This window comes from Paenibacillus sp. ICGEB2008 (genome assembly GCF_000307675.1).
GTDB lineage: Bacteria > Bacillota > Bacilli > Paenibacillales > Paenibacillaceae > Paenibacillus > Paenibacillus polymyxa.
The window spans coordinates 112,742-135,892 of record NZ_AMQU01000016.1; the positions used below are offsets into that span (position 1 = coordinate 112,742).

Below are 23,151 nucleotides of genomic sequence, written 5' to 3' on the forward strand. Positions count from 1 at the left end.
GATGTTTGACATTTAAGGAGGTGCCTCAATGAGTTCTAAAGGCGCTGTAGACGCTGGCTTCAGACATGAGCAGCTGGGACTTACTCACGGACAAGTAATTGATATGTACAGATATATGTTGCTCGCAAGAAGATTTGACGAGCGCAACATGCTCCTGCAACGGGCAGGGAAAATTAATTTCCACGTTTCCGGCATTGGACAGGAGGCGGCACAAGTTGGTGCAGCTTTCGCTTTAGATCGGGAAAAGGACTATTTCCTTCCCTATTACCGGGATTACGGATTCGTGCTTGCAGTCGGCATGACACCGCGCGAATTGATGTTGTCGGCATTTGCCAAGGCAGATGACCCTAATAGCGGCGGTCGCCAGATGCCGGGGCATTTTGGTAGTAAACGACTGCGTATTGTGACAGGCTCCAGCCCAGTGACCACACAGGTTCCACATGCAGTCGGTGTAGCGCTGGCCGCCAAGATGCAGAAAAAGGATTTTGTATCGTTTGTTACGTTTGGGGAAGGCTCCAGCAATCAGGGGGATTTTCACGAAGGCTGTAACTTTGCGGGTGTACAGAAGCTGCCAGTCATCATTATGTGCGAGAACAATCAATATGCGATATCGGTTCCGATTCATAAGCAGTTGGCAGGCAAGGTAAGTGACCGAGCATTGGGTTACGGATTCCCTGGTATTCGTGTCGATGGTAATGATGCGCTAGCCGTATATGCCGCAGTGAAGGAAGCACGTGAACGTGCTGTCCGCGGTGAAGGTCCTACGCTAATCGAAGCCATGATGTACCGTCTGTCCCCTCACTCCACTTCGGATAATGATCTGGCTTACCGGACCAAGGAGGAAGTGGATGAGAACTGGGCCAAGGACGGCGTAGCCCGCATGAAGAGTTACTTGATTGAATGCGGCATTTGGGATGAGGCCAAAGATGCAGATCTGTCGGCCGAACTGCTGCTCGAAGTCAAGGAAGCCATTGAATATGCAGATAATGCGCCTTTTCCTAAGCCCGAAGATACGCTACTGCATGTGTATGCTGATAGCGATGGGGAGGGTCGGTAATTATGGCGATGATGGAATATATTGATGCGATACGTCTTGCTATGAAGGAAGAAATGGAGCAGGATGAAACGGTTTTTGTATTAGGTGAGGACGTCGGCGTAAAAGGCGGTGTTTTTACAACGACTAAGGGGCTCATGGACCAATTCGGTGAGCAACGTGTCATGGATACACCATTGGCAGAGTCGGCGATTGCAGGGGTTGCAATTGGTGCAGCAATGTACGGAATGAAGCCGATTGCCGAAATGCAATATTCGGACTTCATGCTGCCAGCGACGAATCAGATTATTAGTGAAGCGGCTAAAATCCGCTACCGCTCCAACAACGATTGGAATTGCCCTGTGGTGATCCGCGCACCTATCGGTGGCGGTATTTTTGGTGGTTTGTATCACTCTCAGTGTCCGGAATCTATCTTTTTTGGTACACCGGGTCTAAAAATTGTTGCTCCATTTACACCTTATGACGCCAAAGGATTGCTGAAAGCGGCCATTCGTGACCCTGACCCAGTGCTGTTTTTTGAAAATAAAAAATCCTACAAGCTGATTAAGGGTGAAGTGCCTGAGGATGATTATATCGTTCCAATCGGCAAGGCTAATCTACTGCGTGAGGGTGACGATATTACGGTCATTGGTTATAGCCAGCCATTGCATTTTGTTATGCAGGCAGCTGAGGAATTGGAGAAGGAAGAGGGCATTACCGCACATGTTGTGGATTTGCGCACACTCCAGCCATTGGATCGCGAAGCCATTATCGAGGCTGCACGACATACAGGTAAGGTCTTAATCGTTCATGAGGACAACAAAACGGGCGGTATCGGTGCCGAGGTATCAGCTATTATTAATGAAGAGTGTCTGTTCGAACTGGATGCACCGATTGAGCGTCTGTGCGCTCCTGATGTGCCAGCCATGCCGATCAGTCCACCAATGGAGAAGTTTTATATGTTAAACAAGGATAAAGTGAAGGAAGCCATGCGCCGTCTCGCCATGTATTAATATAGAGCAGATTCGGGCGAAAGTATTCCAAAAGAGTAGTGGGGCAGCGATAAAACGCGCCCTTCTATGATGTTAAGGAGTTGAAAAAAATGTCAGACCAAACACAATGGAACGACGTGACCATGCCGCAATTGGCTGAATCACTCGTATCGGCAACAATTGCCAAATGGCTCAAACAACCTGGTGACACAGTAGAGCAATTTGAGCCAATTTGCGAGGTCATTACAGATAAAGTGAACGCTGAAATCCCATCCACATTGGATGGCATTATGGGTGACCTGTTGGCGGAGGAAGGTCAGACGGTAGCGGTAGGCGAGTTGATTTGCCGTATCCAGACGAAGTCGGCTGCACCTACAGCACCAACAGGAGCGGCACCTGCGGCATCAGCATCTCAAAGCAACGTGCAAGCACAATCCCAGCAGGTTGTTGGATCGGATCAGTCCATGCGAGGACGTTTTTCTCCAGCGGTCCAAACACTGGCTGCTGAGCACAATGTGGACTTAAGCAGAGTGCCAGGAACAGGCAGGGGCGGAAGAATTACTCGCAAAGACGTGCTGAATTTTGTGCAGCAGGGCGGCTCAGCTCCAACTGGTCAGACGAGTGGGACCACGGAAGGACAAGGATCTCCTTTTACAGGACTACAGCAGTCTGCTGTTCAGCATAGTGCTCCAGTTCAAAATATGGACCCTGCGATTCCGGTGCGCAACAGTGGTATTCATTTAACAGAGGCACCAAAAGTTCCTATGATCGAAGTTGAGGGTGGCAACAATAACAGATCCGAGTATTTTATTGATGTTACACCTATTCGTAGTGCAATTGCCCGTAATATGCGGCAAAGTGTTTCGGAAATTCCTCATGCCTGGACGACGATTGAAGTGGATGTGACCAATCTGGTGATGCTCCGCAACAAGATCAAAAACGAGTTCAAGCAAAAAGAAGGCATCAATATTACGTATCTGGCTTTTCTCATGAAAGCAGTCGTGAATGCAATCAAAGAATATCCGATCATGAATTCGGTGTGGGCAGTCGATAAAATTATCATCAAAAGAGACATCAATATTTCGTTGGCCGTAGGCACGGAGGACTCTGTTCTTACTCCTGTTATTAAAAAAGCCGACCAAAAAAATATTGCTGGTTTAGCTCGTGAAATTGACGATTTGGCACGTAAAACTCGCGAAGGTACACTCAAACTGGACGACATGCAGGGTGGAACGTTCACCGTCAACAACACCGGTTCCTTTGGTTCCATTTTATCTTATCCGGTGATTAACTATCCGCAGGCTGCAATTCTTACCTTTGAATCCATTGTCAAAAGACCAGTGGTCATTGATGATATGATTGCGGTGCGCTCGATGGCTAATTTGTGTCTGTCGCTGGATCATCGTATTTTAGACGGAGTGATTTGCGGACGATTCCTGCAACGGGTTAAAGAAAATCTAGAAGGCTACACCTTGGATACGAAGCTGTACTAATCATCCGAACAGTTAGGTAAATGGACGGAGAGGAAGTGACAGGCCGTGAACAGACGACCGCTTGATGTAACCTATACGAATAGGATGGAATATGCCCATGCTTGGGATGTTCAGAAGGAGATTGTGGGAAAGCTGGATGCGGGGGAGGCGAGAGAAACGCTTATGCTTCTCCAGCATCCGCCAACCTACACCATTGGTTCCCAGAGGCATCCTGAGCATCTGCTCCTCACACCAGAGCAGCTGAAAGAGCAGGGCATCAGCGTCTTTCAGATTGATCGTGGGGGAGACATTACATATCATGGACCAGGGCAACTTGTCGGATATCCCTTACTTGTGCTTGGCAACCGAGAGGCGTTAAATCTGCACGGATACCTTCGAAGTTTGGAAGAAGTGATCATTCAGTTGCTGGCATCTTATGGGATTGAAGGGAGTCGTAAGCCTGAATATACGGGGGTATGGATCGGGAATCTTAAAATTGCGGCCATTGGTGTCAAATTTAACAAGTGTAAGCACCGTCGGGGCTTCGTAACCAGCCATGGCTTTGCCTTTAACATCAAGTCAGGAATACAGCATGAAGGTTTTGAAGGCATTGTTCCATGCGGAATTCAGGAATACGGTGTGACATCATTAGAGGACTGTACACAGCAGTCTTTTTCGGTAGAGCAGATTGCGAGGGAAATTGTGCCGTACTTTGAACAGCAATTTTCATTTGCTGCGCAATGGCAGACGCATTCCTTCCAATAAAAGGTCAGGCGGGCAATTGTGTGATTGACACGGGAGCCCGCCTGTTTGTTTGCTTGTGCAGCAGCTCGTCCACACATAGCTTGTAACGGATCTTGGGTAGCCCAAACTTGAGCGGTGTAGTTGTTATAGTGGCATAATAAACGGCTCAATCACCATGAACAGCGTAGAACCAATCATAGCTGCGAGCATAACGTAGACGAAAAAACGAACCCATTTTTTGTTAGACATGTGTAACTCCTTTAGGATAGGTTTAAGTCATAGATAAGAACATCTATCCGTATTGTAACGTAATCGGGAAAGAGAGGAAAGTTTAATGACAGTAGAGATAGTAAAAGATCGAATCGTACAGGAATTTATGGAACTCGTACAGGTGGACAGTGAAACAAAGCATGAACAAGAAATATCACGTGTTCTGAAAGAAAAGTTTAATGCACTTGGACTGGAAGTCGTAGAAGACGATTCCCGCGAAAGAACGGGACATGGTTCGGGTAATTTGATTGTTACCTGGAAAGCGGAAGGTGTGGAGCAAGCACCCAAAATATTTTTTACCTGTCACATGGATACCGTAACTCCAGGTAAGGGTATCAAGCCGCAGTTGGGTGAGGATGGCTGGATTCGCAGTGATGGTTCAACAATTTTGGGTTCGGACGACAAGGCTGGGATTGCTGCTTTGTTCGAGGCGATTCGTGTCGTGCGCGAGCAGAACATTCCCCATGGTCAAATTCAGTTCGTGATTACGGCTGGAGAGGAATCTGGTTTGATGGGTGCACGGGCGATGAAGCCGGAAGTGCTGGATTCTGACTTCGGATACGCTTTGGATTCGAACGGTGAGGTGGGTTCTATTTGTATAGCTGCTCCCACACAGGCACGTATTGAGATGAGAATTACTGGGAAGTCTGCACATGCGGGAGTCAATCCTGAAGACGGCATCAGTGCCATTCAAGTCGCTTCTAAAGCAATTTCTAAAATGAAATTGGGACGCATTGACAAGGAGACGACCGCTAACATCGGCAGTTTCGAAGGCGGCGGCGCGACGAATGTGGTCTGCGATTTTGTATTGATCCGTGCGGAGGCTCGCAGTATTGTACAGGAAAAGGTTAATCATCAAATTCAGCATATGCGTGAAGCGCTCGAAACCACTACGCGTGAATTTGGTGCCCAGGGAGAGTTCCGTAGTGAAGTCATCTATCCAGCATTCAGCTTTACGGAGCATGATGAAGTTGTACAGGTTGCTCAGCGTGCTATTCAAGGGCTGGGACTGGCAACATCAACCTTCCATTCCGGTGGGGGCTCAGATGCCAATGTATTCAACGGGCTTGGAATTCCAACTGTGAATTTGGCGGTGGGCTACAAGAACATCCACACAACAGAGGAAAAGATCAAGGCCGATGATCTAGTGAAGGTTGCTGAAGTAGTCGTAGCTCTGATCCAAGAAACTACAAAGTAAGACTTACTTTTTACATTTACAATATACGAAAAAGGGTTCAGGCTAAAGAAAGGAACGGTGTTCCTCCTTTAGATCTGAACCTTTTTTGGAACAATTAGCGAAGCAATAGTAGCTGTAGGTCCATATTCCTTTTGCCATTGACGCAGGAGGGCTTGAATCTGCCAGGCTTTGCCGACGATATGGAGAGTGGTTTCAGTCCGGTAGCTTTTCATGTTCTGAAATCTCCTTATAACAGAAGTTTTGATATGCTACCCCCAGCATATGTTCCAAGTGGACAAGTTAGACTAATGTTGGAGATAATTAATAATGAAAGAAAGATAGAAGACGAAGGAGGAAACATGCCTGATGAACGACCAAACGAACGAACAAGTGAACAATCCAACAAGCCATGCACTTCGCAAGCCTTATTCCAATCCTGCGCTGGAGGAAAAGACCGTATCCACACAGCCTATCTTTGAAGGAAAGGTCATTACGGTACAGGTAGACACGGTAGAGCTTCCCGACGGCTCAACTGGAAAGCGTGAAATCGTCAAGCATCCAGGTGCAGTGGCAATTTTGGCTCTGCACGAGGGGAAAATGCTGGTGGTGGACCAGTACAGACAAGCTATGGGGCGCTGTGAGGTTGAAATCCCCGCAGGCAAGCTGGAGCGAGGTGAAGACCCGATGGAAGCAGCGGGACGTGAATTGAGAGAAGAAACAGGCTATACAGCCAAATCGTTGAAGTTGCTTCACTCTTTTTATACTTCTCCTGGCTTTGCGGATGAAATCATACATTTGTATGTGGCCGAAGAACTGGAGCGAGGTGAGATGGAACCAGATGAGGATGAATTTCTGGAGCTATTTGAGGTGACGCTGGAAGAAGCACACACACTTATTCGTGAAGGGCGCATTAGTGATGCCAAAACGATCCTGGCCGTCTATGCGTGGCAACTTCGCCAACAAACAGGGAGCTTCTAAGCGGATGGACACCAATATAATAGAACTTAACAACTACTTTGCAGACCTGCATATTCATATTGGCAGAACGGAGAAAGGAGCTCCAGTCAAAATTAGTGGTAGCCGTGACCTAACGTTTGCCAATATAGCCAAGGAAGCCTCCGGTCGCAAAGGGATTGGGCTGATTGGGATTATTGACTGCCACGCGCCTAATGTACAGGAGGATATTCGTCGATATTTGCATACAGGTGAAATGGAAGAAATCAGCGGTGGTGGTATCGCATACGGGGATACAGTGATTCTACTTGGCACGGAGCTGGAAATACGGGCTGAAGGTCGTCCCGAAGCACACGTACTGGCCTATTTTCCTGATCTGGCGGCGATGGAGGATTTTACCCAATGGCTGACGAAGCATATGAAAAATGTCAATCTCAGCTCACAACGGATCTACGCACCGCCACGTGAGTTGCAGCAGCAAATTTACGGACGTGGAGGCATTATGGTGCCTGCGCACGTGTTCACTCCGCATAAGGGCATTTATGGCAGTTCTGCAGCCCGTATGGAGGAACTGCTGGATATGGAGTTCATTAGTGGGGTGGAACTGGGGCTGAGCGCAGATTCATCTATGGCAGGCTTGATTTCGGAACTGGATCGCTTCAGCTTCCTCACGAATTCAGATGCCCATTCACTTGGGAAAATTGGACGAGAATACAACAAATTATCACTGGCGAAGCCGAGTTTTGATGAATTCAGGATGGCTTTGGAGCGACGTGAAGGACGACGGGTGTGTGCCAACTACGGTTTGAATCCCAAACTTGGAAAATACCATCGCTCTTACTGTCAGAGCTGCGGTACGATTATTGATGAGCAACAGATGGCGGACGAACGCTGCCCTAACTGTGGCCATACCAAGCTGGTGCGGGGTGTGCTTGATCGAATCTGGAGCATCGCCGACCGTGAACAGCCCGTAATTCCCTCCCACCGTCCTCCGTACATTTACCAGATTCCGCTGGAATTTATTCCAGGCTTGGGTAAAGCCAAGCTGAACCAGCTGTTAGCAGCCTTCGGAACAGAAATGAATATTTTACATGAGGTTACGCAGGAGGAACTGTCAGGGGTCGTCGGTAAAGTGTTGGCAGAGCAGATTGTGCTTTCACGCGAAGGACGCCTGGCGCTTGTATCCGGTGGTGGTGGAACATACGGAAAAATAGCAAAATCCTAGTAAAGTGTCCTAGTCAAGTCTTGTCTCCGTAAAAGGCATATCAGCGTCTGCTTGTTCATAACCATAAAATATCTCTGCCGTTGGCTTGGTGCATCATTCGTGATGTTAGATTTGCAGCGGAAGCTGCCCCATTCTAGCCATCAGCCGTCGGATTACGGTTGTTTTTTGGACAAACAAGCAGATGAAAGGGGCAGGACTCGATGCAATGGTTTCGTCATACGTTAAAGGATCAGACGTCATATTACGTTTTCTTGGCTGTGCTGTTTCTTGTAGGAGTTGTTTTTGGCGCACTCATGGTAAATGCGCTCTCCCTAGAACAGTTACAGGATTTGTCCCGTTACCTGAAGGATTTTTTTGTGACGGTCAACCAAAACAAGCAGGGCTTTGCTGATTCGCAGGCGGCCTCAACCTTTTGGGACAGCGTATCTCTACATCTTAAATGGGTGGGCCTCATTTGGGTATGCGGGCTTTCGGTCATTGGACTCCCAGGTATTCTTGTGCTGAATTTTCTCAAGGGTGTGCTGATCGGATTTTCTGTAGGTTATATGGTAGGGCAATATTCGTGGAAAGGACTATTATTTTCATTGGTTTCCGTTGCCCCACATAACCTGCTCGTGATTCCGATACTGCTCGTCTGTAGTGTGGCTGCGATGACTTTTTCCATCCATATGATCAAAACCAAAATACTTGCTACTCGGCCATCAGACGGGATGTTGCGTCCGTTGCTTTCTTACGCAGGATTGACTGCTGTGATGATGGTGCTGCTTATCGGCAGCGCGTCCTTTGAAACTTGGGTCACCCCGGTTATGATGCAATGGGTCACTCCTATGCTGACGGCTTCCGTGACATCTTGATCTCATTTCAAAATGTTTGACTTTATTTGTATAGACCCCCTATAATAATAGGAGTGAAAAAAAGTGCAGTAGGCAGTAGCTTTGCAGGGGGAGGGAGACACATGGAAGCACGGATCGAAAAAATTAAGCAGCAGCTGCAATCCCAGGGCTACAAACTAACGCCTCAGCGGGAAGCCACCGTCAGAGTTTTACTTGAGAACGAAGATGATCATCTGAGTGCGGAAGATGTATTTATGCTCGTCAAAGAGAAAGCTCCCGAAATCGGTCTGGCAACCGTATACCGTACCCTAGAACTGCTAAGTGAACTGCATGTCGTGGAGAAAATTAATTTTGGCGATGGCGTTGCGCGGTATGATTTGCGCGGCGATACAACCAAACATCACCACCACCATTTGATATGTGTGCAGTGCGGCAGTGTAGATGAAATACTGGAAGATTGGCTTGGACCGTTAGAGGAGCGTTTGGAACGGGAATATAATTTTACTGTAGTGGACCATCGTTTGGACTTCCACGGTATTTGTTATCGTTGTAAGGCGAAGAACGATACGACCGCCCAAAAATCCTTGGGTAAAACCAAGAAAAACAAATCACAGGATTAATAAGCTGACTACCCAAGCTCTCACCGACGAAGACGCGTTCGGGAGAGCTTTTTTGGTTCGGAATTTGCTGTATGGGATCATGTGGTATAAAACAGAATAGCTTGTCATACCCTTCCATAGAGAGCCCTAAATAGGGACTACATTTTGGGAAAAGGCGGCTGATCCACATGGTACTATCATTGCGGAGAGGACTACAATGGCTGCGCTTGCTGATCTTGTTTGGGGTGTTGGCATGTATGTTCTTTTATAGCCTCAGGCTGTTTACAGATTGGATATCACCTGTAGATCATTACCGAATACCGGAAGGACATGCAGTTAAGGTATTTGGCGGACAAACAGTGAATGATGGGTCCGAGCAACGAGTAGCGGTGTTGGAACGTTTACGTTTCTTTTATTGGTATGGTGAGTAGTTTATGTAATCATCTTAGTGAGATGATGATATGAAGGTCGCACACGAAGAAGCAGGCGCAACAACGGAATCGCTGTATGCAGGACAAGGAGAGTTTTGGAACTCATGAAAATGTATATTCAACCTTTCGTTCAATATATGGAAGAGGAGAAGGGTTTGTCACGCAGCACATTGGAAGCGTATCAACGGGACGTACAGCAGTTTACTGAGTTTGCAGAAAGCTGTGGACTTGAGCAGCCAGATAATGTACAGCGGTCACATCTGTTGCTGTATTTGGGGCGTCTGAAGGAACAGGGAAAAGCCGCGGCGACAATTTCACGTAGCGTCGCCTCTATACGCTCCTTTTTTCATTTTCTCATTCGGGAGGGAATCGCGATCCATGATCCTTCCGTTCTGGTGGAACTGCCCAAAGCCGCTAAAAAGAAGCCCTCGGTGTTAACGCAGGATGAAATAGATCGTTTACTGGCAGCGCCGGATGTGAGTGCCCCGCAAGGGGGACGAGATAAGGCGATGCTAGAGTTGCTGTACGCGACGGGCATCCGCGTATCAGAGCTGATTGCCCTGAACGTCTGTGATGTGCGCATCGATTTGCGCTTTGTGCACTGTGGCGGCGAGGCGGGCAAGGAGCGCGTTGTACCGATCAGTCGTGAGGCATCAAAGTGGGCACAAGCCTACTTGGACGAGCAGCGTCCAGCGTTGCTACGACCCGGGCAGGGTGAAGAGGCTCAAGCAGAGCAGGAAGCCTTGTTCTTGAATGTATCAGGTCAGCGGCTCAGTAGACAGGGCTTTTGGAAAATAATTAAGAAGTACGCTCAGGAAGCAGGCATAAGCAAGGATATCACGCCCCATACGCTGCGACACTCCTTTGCGGTACATATGCTGGAGGGCGGAGCGGACTTACGCTCTGTACAGGAAATGCTGGGTCATGCTGATCTGTCAACGACGCAGGTATATGCGCAGACAGCTAGACGGAACATGAAGGAAGTATATGAAATGCATCACCCGCACGGTGGTAACCGCACTTCTCATGAAAGCAATGATTAAACGTAACGTCGCTTTGCTGTCATAGAAAATGTGATAATGACTATAACTTTACGATTGTACAAGTCAGGAGAGATATGAATGTCAACAGCCAACCAAGCTACAATTCAGGAAGCAGCAGACTATATCCGTGCTAAGAGCGGAATAAGCCCAGAGATTGGTCTTATTCTGGGATCGGGCCTCGGTATTTTGGCCGATTTGATTCAAGATGGAGTTAGTATTCCTTATCAGGATATTCCTCATTTTCCCGTATCAACGGTAGAAGGCCACGAGGGGGAGTTACTGTTAGGCACAATTGAAGGTCGCGCTGTTGTCATGATGAAGGGGCGCTTTCATATGTATGAGGGCTATGGTCCACAGCTGACAGCTTTCCCTGTTCGGGTAATGAAGCAGTTGGGGATTCAAAGCCTGCTGGTGACGAATGCCGCAGGTGGTGTAAATACTTCCTACAAAGCAGGCGATCTGATGGTCATCTCGGATCATCTGAATTTGACCGGACAAAACCCGTTGATTGGCCCGAACGATGCTGCTCTGGGTGTTCGTTTCCCAGATATGTCGGAGGCGTACAGCCGCCGCTTACGTGAAATTGCCAAACAAACGGCTACCCAACAAGGCTTCAGCCTGCAGGAAGGTGTATATGCCGGATTGCTGGGACCCAACTATGAGACGCCTGCTGAAATCGTTATGCTGCGTACACTGGGAGCAGACGCAGTAGGGATGTCGACCGTGTCTGAAGTTATTGTAGCTCGTCATGCGGGGATTGAGGTACTGGGCTTCTCCTGTATCACCAATATGGCTGCAGGCATTCTCGACCAGCCTTTGTCTCATGGTGAAGTGATGGAGACGGCAGAGAAGGTACGTGAACAATTTTTGAAATTGGTACTGGCGATTATTCCACAAATGTAGATGGAGTATAATTTTCCATCCGAAACGGTGGGCATCTCTAAAGAACCCCATATCCGAGCGCCTTTTAATGGCGTGGGATACGGGGTTCTTTTTACATTCTGCGGTTGAACTGAGTATGATCGCCTAGTGAAGAGGGCGTGTGCTCCAAGTAGCTGTATTCGCTTTTTCTGCTACAGTTAGTCTATGTCGCTCTTGCACCTTGATCACAATGACCATGAAAATAATCCAGTAAATGGCTAATGAGTTTAGAAAACGGCTATCCGTTATATTGTTCAATACGATGAACAGGAAAAAAACAGCTGCCGTCAGCCATGTATACATATCTGTTTTGCCGATTCTGATTTTAAATAAGGTAGTTACGACGAGTATAACCGTTGCGAGTAGTCCTATAAGACCCACATCAATCCACAGATCTCGAAAGCCGCTATGGCTGCTTGTCAGATCAAAGCGGATGCCGTTCGCATAAATGCTGGGCCGGGCTGCCCAGAAGGAGCCATAACCATGTCCGAACCAGTAGTGGCTCTGAATAGCACCATCAATTCCCTGCCAAATTTCCGTTCTTCCGGTTAAGGTTGTTGTTTTTCCGAATTCCGAGGCAATCGCATCTCCATAGGTAAAGGTAAGTGCCAAACCCAACAGAACAAGTAAGCAGGAACAGCTAACAAAGAACCCCCGCAACGCGATGCTTCGAATTCTTTTAAATAACAATATAAATAAAATAAATACGAAGAGTGAAGATGTCAGCACCAATGAGGTGGTAGACTGGCATTCGATGAGCAATAAGGCATTGAGTAAGATGAAGCCAATATGTAAGGCTTTGCGTGTGCCCCTGAAAAAATATATGACATGTGAAACAAAACTTAACAGCGAGAGGGTTCCAAGTGTATTTTTATGACCGGAGATTCCCTTCCACAGTCCAGTATGCTCTACACCGCCATGAATGGCAAAGGAAGGAACGAGTACGACGGCAAGTAGATTGAGTACGCTCAGGATACTTAATGTAACGACTAAGAGGCGTATGCAGCCCTGTGCTGTATAATGGGTGACCAGATAGAATCCAAAGGTAGAGAAGGCAAGAAATTTAACAACCATTAGTACAGAAGAAGTCTGCTCTTGTTCAGCCCATAAACAGGAAGCGGCGATGTACATCATAAGTAAGGTCAGCAACGGATTATCAACTAGGATTGCGATTAATGACTTGAGTGAAGGCAGAAGCATGGTGTAGCTGAACAACAAGATAAGCAGGGAAATCGTGATCACTCTGGGAGACAAACCCTGACAGGCAAAGGGAATCGAGAAAGCCAGTAAACCGGCTACTGTGAGTATGTGTTTCACGGTTTCACCGCCTAGATACGTTATGTATCTATAATATACAAAATGTATCTTCTTGTACAATCATAATAAAATATTTATTTTCATTTTTCGCGACCTAGAGCAAGCCTTATTGTGCATATACTCAGTCCATGCTAAGAAAATGAAGAATTCTTCGGTATAGTCTGAAAGTATTTTCACGTTTTTAACAATGGGGGTGTTTGGGTGGCGGATTTTACAGACCGTTTGAAGTTGAATTTGAGTGGAACGGGCAAAGAGTTAACGCCTCAGCAATTAAATGACAATTTTAAAGCCATTGAAAAAGAATTCATGGAACGCAGTGTAAACGTAAGCTGGTTTGGAGCTGCTGGTGATGGTATTCAGGACGACACGGCAGCTTTGCAAGAATTGATTAATAAGACTCCCGATTACTCCATTCTTCACATCCCCAGTGGTCGATACAAAATAACATCTACCCTTCAGATTCGCAAGCAGGGTGTGCGCATTTTTGGGATTCATAAGGGCAGATACCGACAGGGTAAGGGAGTTACTTCGATTGAATATTATGGTACGGGTCCTTGTTTCCAAATTGGAGACGAAAGTCTGCCATCGTTTAGTGGCTTTCAAAATGTGCAGTTCCATGACTTATCGATCCGGTACGAAGGGACCGACAGAGCCACCTTAAATAATCCGTTTTCGCAGTCAGTGAAGCGCGGGTATTATGGCAAAGGGACTATGGGCATTCAGGACTGGAAGGGCGGCGGCGTTGTCCTGGATAACGTGTTGATTGAGCATTTTGAAACGGCTTTTTGGGGCTATGAAAGTGATGTGAACTTATTTAAATGCACGGAGATAAATTACAATAAAATAGGGATTCACTTGCAGAACAGAAGTTCACAGTTTACAAGCATTGCGCTTTTTACGCTCGGGAACGATACGGCGCTGGACCTGAATAGTTCTAACGGGGCGAGATTTATGGCTAGTCAGCACATTAAGGATGGGAGCTCCAGTGATATTCCCATTTTAATAAATGATTTTATGAATGCAGAATTTTTAGGCTGCTGGTTCGAAGGACTAAGCAGAGAACACAAGATGACAGTACCTTCTTTTATTCAAATTGGTGCTACAAAAGAAACCAAAAATGTTGCCCTGCGCGACTCTATTTTGGCGATAGCAGACAAATACGATGACACCCAATCGGTGTGCAATTATTTTGTGGATGTGGTCATTGGCAAGAAAGTTTTGGTGGACGAGGTGGGCGGATATCCCCGTAATCTCAAACAGCTTATTTGTTTCTCTGGCAGCTCCTCCACACAACAGGTGACACTTCGCTCACATTTGGATTTTAGCTATAGCAATCATCGTTATGACGAGAATCATGGGACAGGGCAAGCTTTGTTGCTCGTAGAAAAATATTCGAATAACGGTATAGAACATTTGAATGAAACCTTTGTCAAAGCCTATCTTGGTTCAAGGCAAAATATCCCTGCAGGTAACTGGCAGAAAGTAAGGTTTAATCAAATCAATCATGATGAGTTGACCGAATTCGATGGTTCGAATAGCCGATGGCGAGCCAAGCGAGCTGGGAAATACAGAATACAAGTCTACATTTCGACCGATCCCCAAATAGATGGTAACCGGACACGGCTGGCACTTCACTTGAATGATGAGCAGCTTACCGGAAGTTCTGCCTATGCTTATCTCGATGACAGGGTGATTGGCGGACTGAACTATGGTGCATTGAGTGGAGCAATGGAACTTAGACTCGAAGCGAATTCTTTTATTGATATACGGGTGTTTAGTGAAAATGCAGTGGATATTTTACCGGGTGGGGGTATTACATATCTTACCGTTAGCCGGATTTAGACGATTTTTATAGGTCATTTTTACAGACGATAGATGTTGTGTCGTATATATATCGGGAAATACGCACCATGCTGACTCAGCTTGGTGCTATTTGATGTTTTTATTCATATGGAATATTTTTCTTTCATTCTGACGACAATGGTTAGCAGCACGCGAATAGACCGGAGAGATCAGTAAATGGGCTCCGGCTCTTTACGCCAACATGTTGAGGAGGGGACCGATTGTGAAGAAAAAAGTGGTGGCGTTCATCCTGGCTTGTCTGGTAGCCTTGACTGCCGTCCCTGTCGGCGGTTGGGCCGAAGAAAGCAGACCTGAAAGCAAAACCAAAGTAGGATCAGCAGCTGAGCTGGCTCCCGAGGCCCTTTCGGCGATCTTGATGGATGCAGATACAGGCACAGTCATCTATGAAAAAAACAGTCGTGAAAAGCTTCCTCCAGCAAGCATCACTAAGATCATGACGATGCTGCTAACAATGGAGGCCATTCATGATGGCAAGCTCAAGCTGACCGATAAAGTGCGGGCCAGTGAGTATGCGTCTTCAATGGGAGGCTCGCAAATTTTCTTAGAGCCGGGAGAAGAAATGACGGTCGATGAGATGCTGAAGGGAATTGCGATGGCTTCGGGCAACGACGCCTCTGTAGCGATGGCTGAGAAAATTGCAGGTTCTGAACAGGCTTTTGTCGAGATGATGAACGCCAAGGTGCAGCAGCTTGGACTCAAAGATACGCATTTTGCCAATTGTAACGGTTTACCCGTAGAAAATCACTATTCCTCTGCGCATGATATTGCGGTTATGAGCCGGGAACTGTTGAAATATCCGCACATTACGAAATATACGGGAGCCTATCAGGACTATTTGCGCAAATCCTCGGTCAAGCCCTTTTGGCTGGTGAATACGAATAAGCTTGTTCGCTTCTATACCGGAGCAGATGGTCTGAAAACGGGCTATACGTCAGAAGCAAAGTTCTGTCTTTCCGCTACGGCAAAGCGTGATGGCTTACGTGTCGTAGCTGTCGTACTCGGTGAGCCGAACACGAAGATACGCAATAATGAGGTTTCTTCCATGTTCGACTATGCATTTTCTCAATATACAATGAAATCCATATATAAGCCAGGCGAAAAGCTGGGCAGTGTAAAAGTTGAAAAAGGTGTATTGCCAGAGCTGGAAATTCAGGCTGACCGTTCTTACAGTGTGCTGGTGAAAAAAGGCGGCAACAAACAAACGCTGCGTCACGAGCTACAGTTGACCCCAAGCCTTAAAGCTCCTGTCCGGGTGGGTGACCCCGTTGGTAAGCTGGTCGTCTATCAGAATGGACAACGTCTTAAGGAGTTTAATATCACTTCGCCTGTGGCTATCGAGAAGGCCGGCTGGTGGAAATTGTTTAAACGTACCATGTCGAACCTATTTTCTTTGTAGATTTAACGGGGTTTTCTTCTAGTTTTGTCGGAGGGCAGGAATCGTCTGCGACTACGTAGAAATCCTTGTCCAAGACCGGGAGGAGAGTGAGTAAGCATGAACCTGCAAATTGAAATGGAGCATCACCGGGGAGTACTTATTGTAAGGCTGTCTGGTGAACTTGATCACCATACGTCGGATATGGTCCGTATGCAAATGGATGAGGCGATTCAGCGCCGGCAATGCGAGCATATCGTGCTCAGTCTGAAGAATCTTCAGTTTATGGATAGTTCCGGCCTTGGCGTTATCTTGGGACGATACAAACTGATCAAGCAAAAGGGCGGGAAAATGGCAGTCTGTGATGTCAATCCGCCGGTACATCGACTGCTGGATATGTCAGGCTTGTTTAAAATCATGCCCATTTATGACAACGAGGTAAATGCGCTCACGGAACTGGAGGTTGTGTCATGAGAGAAGGCACGGGGAACAATTTCATGAGCTTGCAGTTTGCCGCAAAATCGGAAAATGAAGCATTTGCCCGCGTGGCTGTGGCAGCCTTTATTTCCAGGCTTGATCCCACAATGGATGAGCTTAGCGATTTGAAGACCGTTGTGTCTGAAGCGGTGACAAACAGTATTATTCACGGCTATGACAGTGATCCGTCAGGTGTCGTAACGATTAAAGTCGGAATTGAAGCGGACGTGATCACGTTGGTCGTTGAGGACGCAGGACGGGGAATTGAGGATCTGGAGCTGGCCAAGCAGCCTCTCTATACGTCCAAGCCTGAATTGGAACGTTCCGGCATGGGCTTTACGATTATGGAAAATTTCATGGATGAGTTCGAAGCAGTCAGTGAGCCGGGCGGAGGCACGTCGGTCCGGATGAAGAAAAGGATTGAATCCAAGAAAGCTTTATATAATTAGGAGTTGATCCTATGGAAGCAGGAGGAAAAAAAAACTTCGCACAGCTATTTGGAGGATACAGAAGTCAAGCGGCTTATCGCACTGAGTCAATCTGGTGATAATGATGCTCGTGAGACACTGGTCAATAGTAATATCCGGCTCGTCTGGTCTGTCGTGCAGCGCTTTATGAACCGGGGGTATGAACCTGACGATCTTTTTCAAATTGGTTGCATCGGATTGTTAAAATCGGTGGATAAATTCGATCTCAGCTACGAAGTCAAATTTTCAACATATGCAGTACCAATGATTATTGGTGAGATTCAACGCTTCCTTCGAGACGATGGTACACTCAAGGTTAGCCGTTCCTTGAAGGAAACAGCCAATAAGGTCCGCAAAATGAAGGACGAGCTGTCCAAACGGCTCAATCGCCTGCCTACAGTCAAGGAGGTTGCTGATGAGCTGGGAGTGACACCGGAGGATGTTGTTTTTGCGCAGGAGGCCAATAAGCCACCTACCTCCATTCACGAAACAGTGTTTGAAAATGACGGAGACCCGATTACACTTATGGATCAGATTGCCGACGAATCGCAGGAAAGATGGTTCGACAAGCTGGCGCTGAATGAGGCCATTGGCGGATTATCTGAACGGGAGCGATTGATTGTGTACCTGCGTTATTACCGGGATCAGACTCAGTCAGAGGTTGCAAGTCGTCTTGGCATTTCTCAGGTGCAGGTATCACGATTGGAAAAAAAGATTTTACAACTGATCCGCGATCAGATTGCCCAATAATGAAGACAGGATTTTAGTGAGTGAAATCCTTATACTAACGCATTCTAAAGAGTATTCCAAAGCCATTTTAATGGCCAGGAGTACTCTTTTTTGCGTGTGACAAAAGACAATACACAGAATAGGTTTGCTTGCTTCGCCCCATACTAATCGGTAATTACGAGGATAAGGAGGGAATCGGATGAATCATAGTCCGGCTCCTATTGTCTACTTGCGGCTCCGCAGCCGTGTGCGTATGATCCAAGGGCAGGATTTACATTTGGGCGATGTAGCCCACCTGCTGACGGAGCCCGAATGGGAAAAGGATCTGCTTGAGCTTGTTCTCAAGCGGCCGCAGAAGCAGGACGGTAACCTGATACTGGTGGACATGCTACAAATCATATCAAAAATTAGAGATCATATTCCGGGAGTCGTAGTTGAATCTCTCGGGAAACCGCATGTACTTGTGGAACTCGTGGAAAGACCCCGTAAGCCATCCAAAATACTGTTCGTGTTAGTATGGTTGCTGCTGTTTTTTGGCTCTGCGCTGACGATTATGAACTTTCATGCTGACGTTAGCATGATGGAGGTACAGGTTCGGATTGTGGAGATGATTACGGGACAAAAGGATGAGCATCCGTACTTGTTCCAAATTGCTTACTCGATCGGCATCGGCTTTGGCATGATCGTATTTTTTAATCACTTGTTCAAGAAAAAATGGAATGAGGAGCCGACCCCCCTGGAGGTGGAAATGTATCTGTATCAGGAAAATGTGGATCAGTATGTTGTGGCAGAGGAGTATGAAAAGATGGCTCGTTTGCAGACAAAGGATAAGAAACCATGATATTTGTACAGGCTGCACTTCAGATTATTTTGGGTATCGCTGGGGGGCTGGCGGTAGGTAGCGGTGTGATTGCTTTTTTTTATTGTGCTGGATATCATGCCGCGATTAGCACAACTCACCCGGACGTATAAAAAATCACGTGCATACGAAAAGGCGATGATTTTAGGTTCAGTGGTGGGAACCGTGGCCGATTTTTGGAACATTTGCTTGCCATTACCGGGCATGTTTACATGGATACCCGGGCTATTTTGCGGAGTGTTTATTGGCTTGCTCGCCGCGGCTCTGACAGAGGTGCTGAATCTCCTGCCCATACTGGCCAAGCGACTCCATATGACTGTATACATGTTCGGTCTGTTAATGGCAATGGTGCTTGGCAAGGTAACGGGTTCCTTATTTGATTGGTTTGTATACAACCGTTAATAGCGAAGAAGAAGGGGGCAAGAGATATGGATCACAGAACGGATCAGGATCAGCAGGAGCATTATCATGGAGACGGAGCAATAGGAAGGGAAAATAAGACTGATGGGGAAAGTTCGGGCTCCTGGAAGCAAAAGCAGGAGCAGGAAGCCGCTCGTCTTAAGCACAAAAAAGAAAGCGAGCGTTCTGATAATGTAGAGGAATCCATTCGTTATTGGCAGGTTGAGGATGATATTTCTCCAAAGATGAAGGAAAATCGTGAAACTCTTAAAATGGTATTGGGTTTGGGAGAGACCTTTGATGTTGTGTTCAGGGAAATGACAACAGGTGGCCGCCATATTGGGTATCTGTTCCTGAATACCTTTGCCAAGGATCAGATCATGCTTGAGGTGCTAAAGCGGCTTACCTATCTGACGCCGGATGACATGACTTCAGCTGGACTCCAAGCGTATTTTGAAAATTTTATTCCACATATACAGGTGGAGAAGACGGATAAGATGTCCGTCGTCATAAACAAGGTGTTGACGGGAATGAGTGCTCTCTTCATGGAAGGCGAGCGTTTTTCTGTTATTCTGGATACTCGTAATTACCCGGTACGGAGTCCAGAAGAACCTTCCTTGGAGAGAGTCGTGCGCGGTGCACGCGATGGTTTTACGGAAACGATGCTTACGAATGTAGGTTTAGTGCGTCGGCGTTTGCGAGACCCCGGACTTAAATTTGAGGCTATGCAGGTCGGACGCCGAACCCGAACAGATGTATGCTTAGGCTACATTGATGATATTGTGGATAAGGTCATGGTGGATACGGTACGAGACAAAATTAAAAATGTTAATCTGGATGGTATTCCTCTGGCCGATAAGCAATTAGAGGAGACAATTATCAATAAAGGTTGGAATCCATATCCATTAGTACGATATTCAGAGCGACCAGATGTTGTGGCTTCGCATATTATGGAAGGAAGGCTCGTTATTTTCGTTGATACCTCACCCAGCGTAATGATTTTGCCTACCACTTTTTTTTGACCTGTGCCAGCATGCAGAAGAGAATCGGCAAACCGCTTTTATGGGTAGCTATTTACGCTGGGTGCGTTTTTTAGGCATATTCGCCTCAATGTTTCTGCTTCCGATGTGGCTGCTAATGGTCATCAATCCCGAGTTAAAACCGGCGTTTCTCGATTTTATTGGTCCTCAGAAGGAAGCTCATCTTCCGCTGATTGCCCAATTTATCATTGTGGAACTAGGGGTCGATCTTATGCGAATGGCAGCTGTGCATACCCCGACACCACTGGCTTCCGCTATGGGTTTGATCGCAGCCATTCTGGTTGGCGATATAGCAGTTCAAACGGGACTATTCGTAAATGAGGTCGTCTTGTACATGGCTGTTGCTGCCATAGGGATGTTCGCAACACCGAGCTATGAGTTGGGACTGGCGAATAGACTGATTCGACTATTCCTGCTGGTTGCTGTTGCTATTTTTCACGTACCAGGCTTTGTCGTCGGCACGACACTGATCATTTTGATGCTGACGCTGCATCGGTCATATAATTCTTCGTATTTGTGGCCGTTCATTCCTTTTAATGCTAAAGCGTTAGCTTCCATCTTGTTCCGTATGCCTGTGCTTGATGCGCCTAACCGCCCGTCATTTAATAAAACGAGGGACAATACGCGTATGCCCCATACGGATGCCAACACAGATTCGAACTCAGGCAATGGACAGGAGCATTAATATAAATGATCTGCATAAAAATCCATTGTTCTTGATGTTTTTTTTGCTATACTGGTGTAAACATTCGATGGAATATGACTAGCTTGTTCCAGAAAGAGAGGCGCCAGAACATGTATTTGCATGGAAGCAGTAAAATTAACAGCAATGGACATTTGGAGATTGGTGGATGTGATACCACGCTTTTGAAAGAGCGTTTTGGCACGCCGCTATATATTGTAGACGAACAGTTAGTCCGCCGGCGTTGCCGGGAATTTATAGAAGCATTTCGTGAGACCGGTTTAAAGTTTCAAGTGGCTTATGCAAGCAAAGCATTTTGTGTTATGGCCATGTGCGCTTTAGCTGCTGAAGAAGGAATGTCGCTTGACGTTGTTTCCAGCGGAGAGCTGTTCACAGCGCTGCAAGCAGGATTCCCGGCAGAACGAATCCATTTTCATGGCAATAACAAGACGCCGGAAGAAATTGAAATGGCGTTAGAGGCGCACATTGGCTGCTTCGTCGTTGATAGCAAGATGGAATTGCATTTGTTACAGGCTCTCGCCTCTGAAAAAGGACAACAGGTCAATATTTTACTGCGGGTTACGCCGGGGGTTGAAGCGCATACGCATGAATATATGGCCACAGGTCAAGAAGATTCAAAATTTGGCTTTGACATTGCGAATGGTACAGCCCGTCAAGCGGTGGAACAGGCTATCAAGCTGGATCATCTTAATCTGCTGGGAGTACATTCTCATATCGGTTCGCAAATCTTCGAAGTCAATGGCTTCCAAATGGCTGCCGAGCGGGTCGCAGCTTTTTGCAGAGAGATTAAGGAGCAGCTTCAGTTTTCCTTCAAGGTGATTAATCTTGGTGGTGGATTTGGCATCCGTTATACAGAGGAGGACACACCGCTGAAACTATCCACCTATGTACAGGCTATCGGCGAAGCGGTGAAAACTCATTTTTCTGGACTTTACGATGAGCTTCCAGAAATTTGGATTGAGCCGGGACGAAGTATTGTAGGTGATTCAGGTACAACCTTGTATACGGTAGGAAGCATCAAGGATATTCCGCAGGTTCGTAAATATGTTTCCGTAGACGGCGGAATGACAGATAATCCACGTCCTGCACTGTATCAGGCCAAGTATGAAGCGATGCTGGCTAATCGAGCACAAGATGCGAACGAAGAAACAGTGTCTATTGCAGGCAAATGCTGTGAGAGCGGCGATATGCTTATTTGGGATGTAGAACTGCCTCGCCCGAATAGCGGAGACTTGCTCGCTGTAGCCTCAACCGGAGCTTATAATTACTCCATGGCGAGCAATTATAACCGGATACGCCGACCAGCAGTTGTATTTGTTAACAACGGTGAGGCTGAGCTGGTAGTGCGTCGGGAAACCTACGAGGATATTGTTCGCAACGATGTTTTGCCACAGCGCTTGGTTCGTGATCAAGCCGGCTCAGTGGTTCAGCCCAATGCCAAGATTACGGTTTCGTCCTGATTGTGGAATTCTAAAATCAAGCAGGCCATTGCATCGGTAAGAATGACCGGGGACAATGGCCCCTTTTTTTGGACAAGGCTTTGCTAAGCGCGCCAATTCATAGTAAACTGGAACTTGATGTTATTTAGTTCTCAAAACAGGTTGAAAAGGAGATACAAACAATGAAAAAAGGTAGAATAGATCTTGAAAACGGCGGTATCGTCGAAATTGACTTTTTCCCAGAAGAAGCTCCAAACACCGTTGCCAACTTTGAAAAGCTGGCAAACAGTGGTTACTACAACGGTTTGAGCTTCCACCGCGTCATCCCGGGCTTTGTTGCTCAAGGTGGTTGTCCGATTGGTAATGGTACAGGCGGTCCTGGATACACTATTGACTGTGAAACAGCTACGAATACAACCAAGCATGCCAAAGGCGTTCTGTCCATGGCTCATGCAGGGCGCAACACAGGTGGCAGCCAATTCTTTATTTGCTACGCTCCACAGCCGCATTTAGATGGAGTACATACTGTATTTGGTAAAGTAACCAAAGGTATGGAATTCATTGATGCTGTAAAACAAGGCGACAAAATGAAAGAGGTTAAAGTATTTGACGTGTAATTTACCATTACATGTATGATATGAATTCCTTTAAATAGCGTTGTACTTAAGCCGTTCTGTCTTTGGACAGAGCGGCTTTTGTTGTCTTTTGTTTGACGGTTTGCTGATTTTTACAATCACGTAGGTATTACAGTGCGTAAGATCACATTCGAAAAGTAAGTGTTGTGATAGCCTT

Annotated in this window: 23 protein-coding genes and 2 pseudogenes; 22 read left to right on the forward strand and 3 right to left on the reverse strand. The window is 46.7% G+C overall.

Going from position 1 to position 23,151, the window contains the following annotated elements; genetic code table 11:
• Positions 1–28: 28 nt before the first annotated feature.
• The 4 genes from C400_RS0115370 to lipB all read left to right on the forward strand — a co-directional run bounded on the left by C400_RS0115370 (position 29) and on the right by lipB (position 4,262).
• Complete coding sequence (locus C400_RS0115370; RefSeq protein ID WP_013371751.1) at positions 29–1,057, forward strand: thiamine pyrophosphate-dependent dehydrogenase E1 component subunit alpha; 1,029 nt, start codon at positions 29–31, stop codon at positions 1,055–1,057.
• 2 nt (positions 1,058–1,059) lie between these two features.
• On the forward strand, positions 1,060–2,046 hold the full coding sequence (locus tag C400_RS0115375) for an alpha-ketoacid dehydrogenase subunit beta (RefSeq protein ID WP_016822271.1): 987 nt from the start codon (positions 1,060–1,062) through the stop codon (positions 2,044–2,046).
• Positions 2,047–2,135: 89 nt separating this feature from the next.
• On the forward strand, positions 2,136–3,518 hold the full coding sequence (locus tag C400_RS0115380; protein ID WP_017427512.1) for a dihydrolipoamide acetyltransferase family protein: 1,383 nt from the start codon (positions 2,136–2,138) through the stop codon (positions 3,516–3,518).
• Between the two features lie 45 nt (positions 3,519–3,563).
• Complete coding sequence (gene lipB / locus C400_RS0115385) at positions 3,564–4,262, forward strand: lipoyl(octanoyl) transferase LipB (RefSeq protein ID WP_016822269.1); 699 nt, start codon at positions 3,564–3,566, stop codon at positions 4,260–4,262.
• Positions 4,263–4,385: 123 nt separating this feature from the next.
• Here lipB and prli42 read toward each other — a convergent pair whose 3' ends face one another.
• Positions 4,386–4,490 carry a stressosome-associated protein Prli42 gene (gene prli42, locus C400_RS26895; protein WP_016822268.1) on the reverse strand — a complete coding sequence of 35 codons (105 nt, stop codon included), beginning with the start codon at positions 4,488–4,490 and terminating at the stop codon, positions 4,386–4,388.
• Between the two features lie 85 nt (positions 4,491–4,575).
• Between prli42 and C400_RS0115395 the strand changes: the two genes are divergently transcribed.
• A complete protein-coding gene (locus C400_RS0115395) occupies positions 4,576–5,709 on the forward strand; it encodes a tripeptidase T (protein ID WP_017427513.1) in 1,134 nt (377 codons plus the stop codon).
• A gap of 68 nt (positions 5,710–5,777) precedes the next feature.
• Here C400_RS0115395 and mciZ read toward each other — a convergent pair whose 3' ends face one another.
• Positions 5,778–5,921, reverse strand: a complete 144-nt coding sequence (mciZ, locus tag C400_RS26900) for a Z-ring formation inhibitor MciZ (RefSeq protein WP_016822266.1) — start codon at positions 5,919–5,921, stop codon at positions 5,778–5,780.
• Positions 5,922–6,054: 133 nt separating this feature from the next.
• Between mciZ and C400_RS0115405 the strand changes: the two genes are divergently transcribed.
• From C400_RS0115405 to C400_RS0115435, 7 genes are all read left to right on the forward strand, one after another.
• Positions 6,055–6,666 carry an NUDIX domain-containing protein gene (locus tag C400_RS0115405; protein WP_016822265.1) on the forward strand — a complete coding sequence of 204 codons (612 nt, stop codon included), beginning with the start codon at positions 6,055–6,057 and terminating at the stop codon, positions 6,664–6,666.
• Between the two features lie 4 nt (positions 6,667–6,670).
• Positions 6,671–7,867 carry an endonuclease Q family protein gene (locus C400_RS0115410; RefSeq protein WP_017427514.1) on the forward strand — a complete coding sequence of 399 codons (1,197 nt, stop codon included), beginning with the start codon at positions 6,671–6,673 and terminating at the stop codon, positions 7,865–7,867.
• Positions 7,868–8,067: 200 nt separating this feature from the next.
• Entirely contained in the window at positions 8,068–8,721 is a 654-nt protein-coding gene (spoIIM, locus tag C400_RS0115415; RefSeq protein WP_016822263.1) for a stage II sporulation protein M, read from the forward strand.
• 101 nt (positions 8,722–8,822) lie between these two features.
• Positions 8,823–9,320, forward strand: coding sequence for a ferric iron uptake transcriptional regulator (gene fur / locus C400_RS0115420; RefSeq protein ID WP_016822262.1), 498 nt, complete (start codon positions 8,823–8,825; stop codon positions 9,318–9,320).
• Positions 9,321–9,487: 167 nt separating this feature from the next.
• Positions 9,488–9,730 carry a YqzK family protein gene (locus tag C400_RS0115425; protein WP_017427515.1) on the forward strand — a complete coding sequence of 81 codons (243 nt, stop codon included), beginning with the start codon at positions 9,488–9,490 and terminating at the stop codon, positions 9,728–9,730.
• A gap of 104 nt (positions 9,731–9,834) precedes the next feature.
• On the forward strand, positions 9,835–10,773 hold the full coding sequence (gene xerD, locus C400_RS0115430) for a site-specific tyrosine recombinase XerD (RefSeq protein WP_017427516.1): 939 nt from the start codon (positions 9,835–9,837) through the stop codon (positions 10,771–10,773).
• A 78-nt stretch (positions 10,774–10,851) separates the two neighbouring features.
• Entirely contained in the window at positions 10,852–11,676 is an 825-nt protein-coding gene (locus C400_RS0115435; protein WP_016822259.1) for a purine-nucleoside phosphorylase, read from the forward strand.
• A 123-nt stretch (positions 11,677–11,799) separates the two neighbouring features.
• On the opposite strand, the gene C400_RS0115440 is transcribed toward C400_RS0115435, so the two are convergent.
• A complete protein-coding gene (locus C400_RS0115440; RefSeq protein ID WP_017427517.1) occupies positions 11,800–13,011 on the reverse strand; it encodes an O-antigen ligase family protein in 1,212 nt (403 codons plus the stop codon).
• A 201-nt stretch (positions 13,012–13,212) separates the two neighbouring features.
• Between C400_RS0115440 and C400_RS0115445 the strand changes: the two genes are divergently transcribed.
• The 10 genes and pseudogenes from C400_RS0115445 (at position 13,213) to C400_RS0115490 (ending at position 22,976) form a co-directional block, all read left to right on the forward strand.
• Positions 13,213–14,853: a glycosyl hydrolase family 28-related protein gene (locus C400_RS0115445; RefSeq protein WP_017427518.1), complete on the forward strand. Its 1,641-nt coding sequence runs from the start codon at positions 13,213–13,215 to the stop codon at positions 14,851–14,853.
• 223 nt (positions 14,854–15,076) lie between these two features.
• The gene (locus tag C400_RS0115450) at positions 15,077–16,270 is read left to right on the forward strand and encodes a D-alanyl-D-alanine carboxypeptidase family protein (RefSeq protein WP_016822256.1); all 1,194 of its coding nucleotides are present in this window, start codon (positions 15,077–15,079) and stop codon (positions 16,268–16,270) included.
• 96 nt (positions 16,271–16,366) lie between these two features.
• Positions 16,367–16,720 carry an anti-sigma F factor antagonist gene (spoIIAA, locus tag C400_RS0115455; protein ID WP_016822255.1) on the forward strand — a complete coding sequence of 118 codons (354 nt, stop codon included), beginning with the start codon at positions 16,367–16,369 and terminating at the stop codon, positions 16,718–16,720.
• Positions 16,717–17,172, forward strand: coding sequence for an anti-sigma F factor (gene spoIIAB, locus C400_RS0115460; protein ID WP_013310781.1), 456 nt, complete (start codon positions 16,717–16,719; stop codon positions 17,170–17,172). Before spoIIAA ends, spoIIAB begins: the two co-directional genes overlap by 4 nt.
• 6 nt (positions 17,173–17,178) lie before the next feature.
• Positions 17,179–17,940: an RNA polymerase sporulation sigma factor SigF gene (sigF, locus tag C400_RS0115465; protein ID WP_049885698.1), complete on the forward strand. Its 762-nt coding sequence runs from the start codon at positions 17,179–17,181 to the stop codon at positions 17,938–17,940.
• Between the two features lie 178 nt (positions 17,941–18,118).
• The gene (locus C400_RS0115470; RefSeq protein ID WP_016822253.1) at positions 18,119–18,760 is read left to right on the forward strand and encodes a stage V sporulation protein AA; all 642 of its coding nucleotides are present in this window, start codon (positions 18,119–18,121) and stop codon (positions 18,758–18,760) included.
• Positions 18,757–19,180, forward strand: a pseudogene (locus tag C400_RS0115475) (stage V sporulation protein AB). The gene C400_RS0115470 and the pseudogene C400_RS0115475 overlap by 4 nt, the downstream one beginning before the upstream one ends.
• A gap of 26 nt (positions 19,181–19,206) precedes the next feature.
• A pseudogene (locus tag C400_RS0115480) lies at positions 19,207–20,902 on the forward strand (spore germination protein).
• A 110-nt stretch (positions 20,903–21,012) separates the two neighbouring features.
• Entirely contained in the window at positions 21,013–22,380 is a 1,368-nt protein-coding gene (lysA, locus tag C400_RS0115485; protein ID WP_017427521.1) for a diaminopimelate decarboxylase, read from the forward strand.
• A gap of 161 nt (positions 22,381–22,541) precedes the next feature.
• Positions 22,542–22,976: a peptidylprolyl isomerase gene (locus tag C400_RS0115490; RefSeq protein WP_013310775.1), complete on the forward strand. Its 435-nt coding sequence runs from the start codon at positions 22,542–22,544 to the stop codon at positions 22,974–22,976.
• Positions 22,977–23,151: the final 175 nt, after the last annotated feature.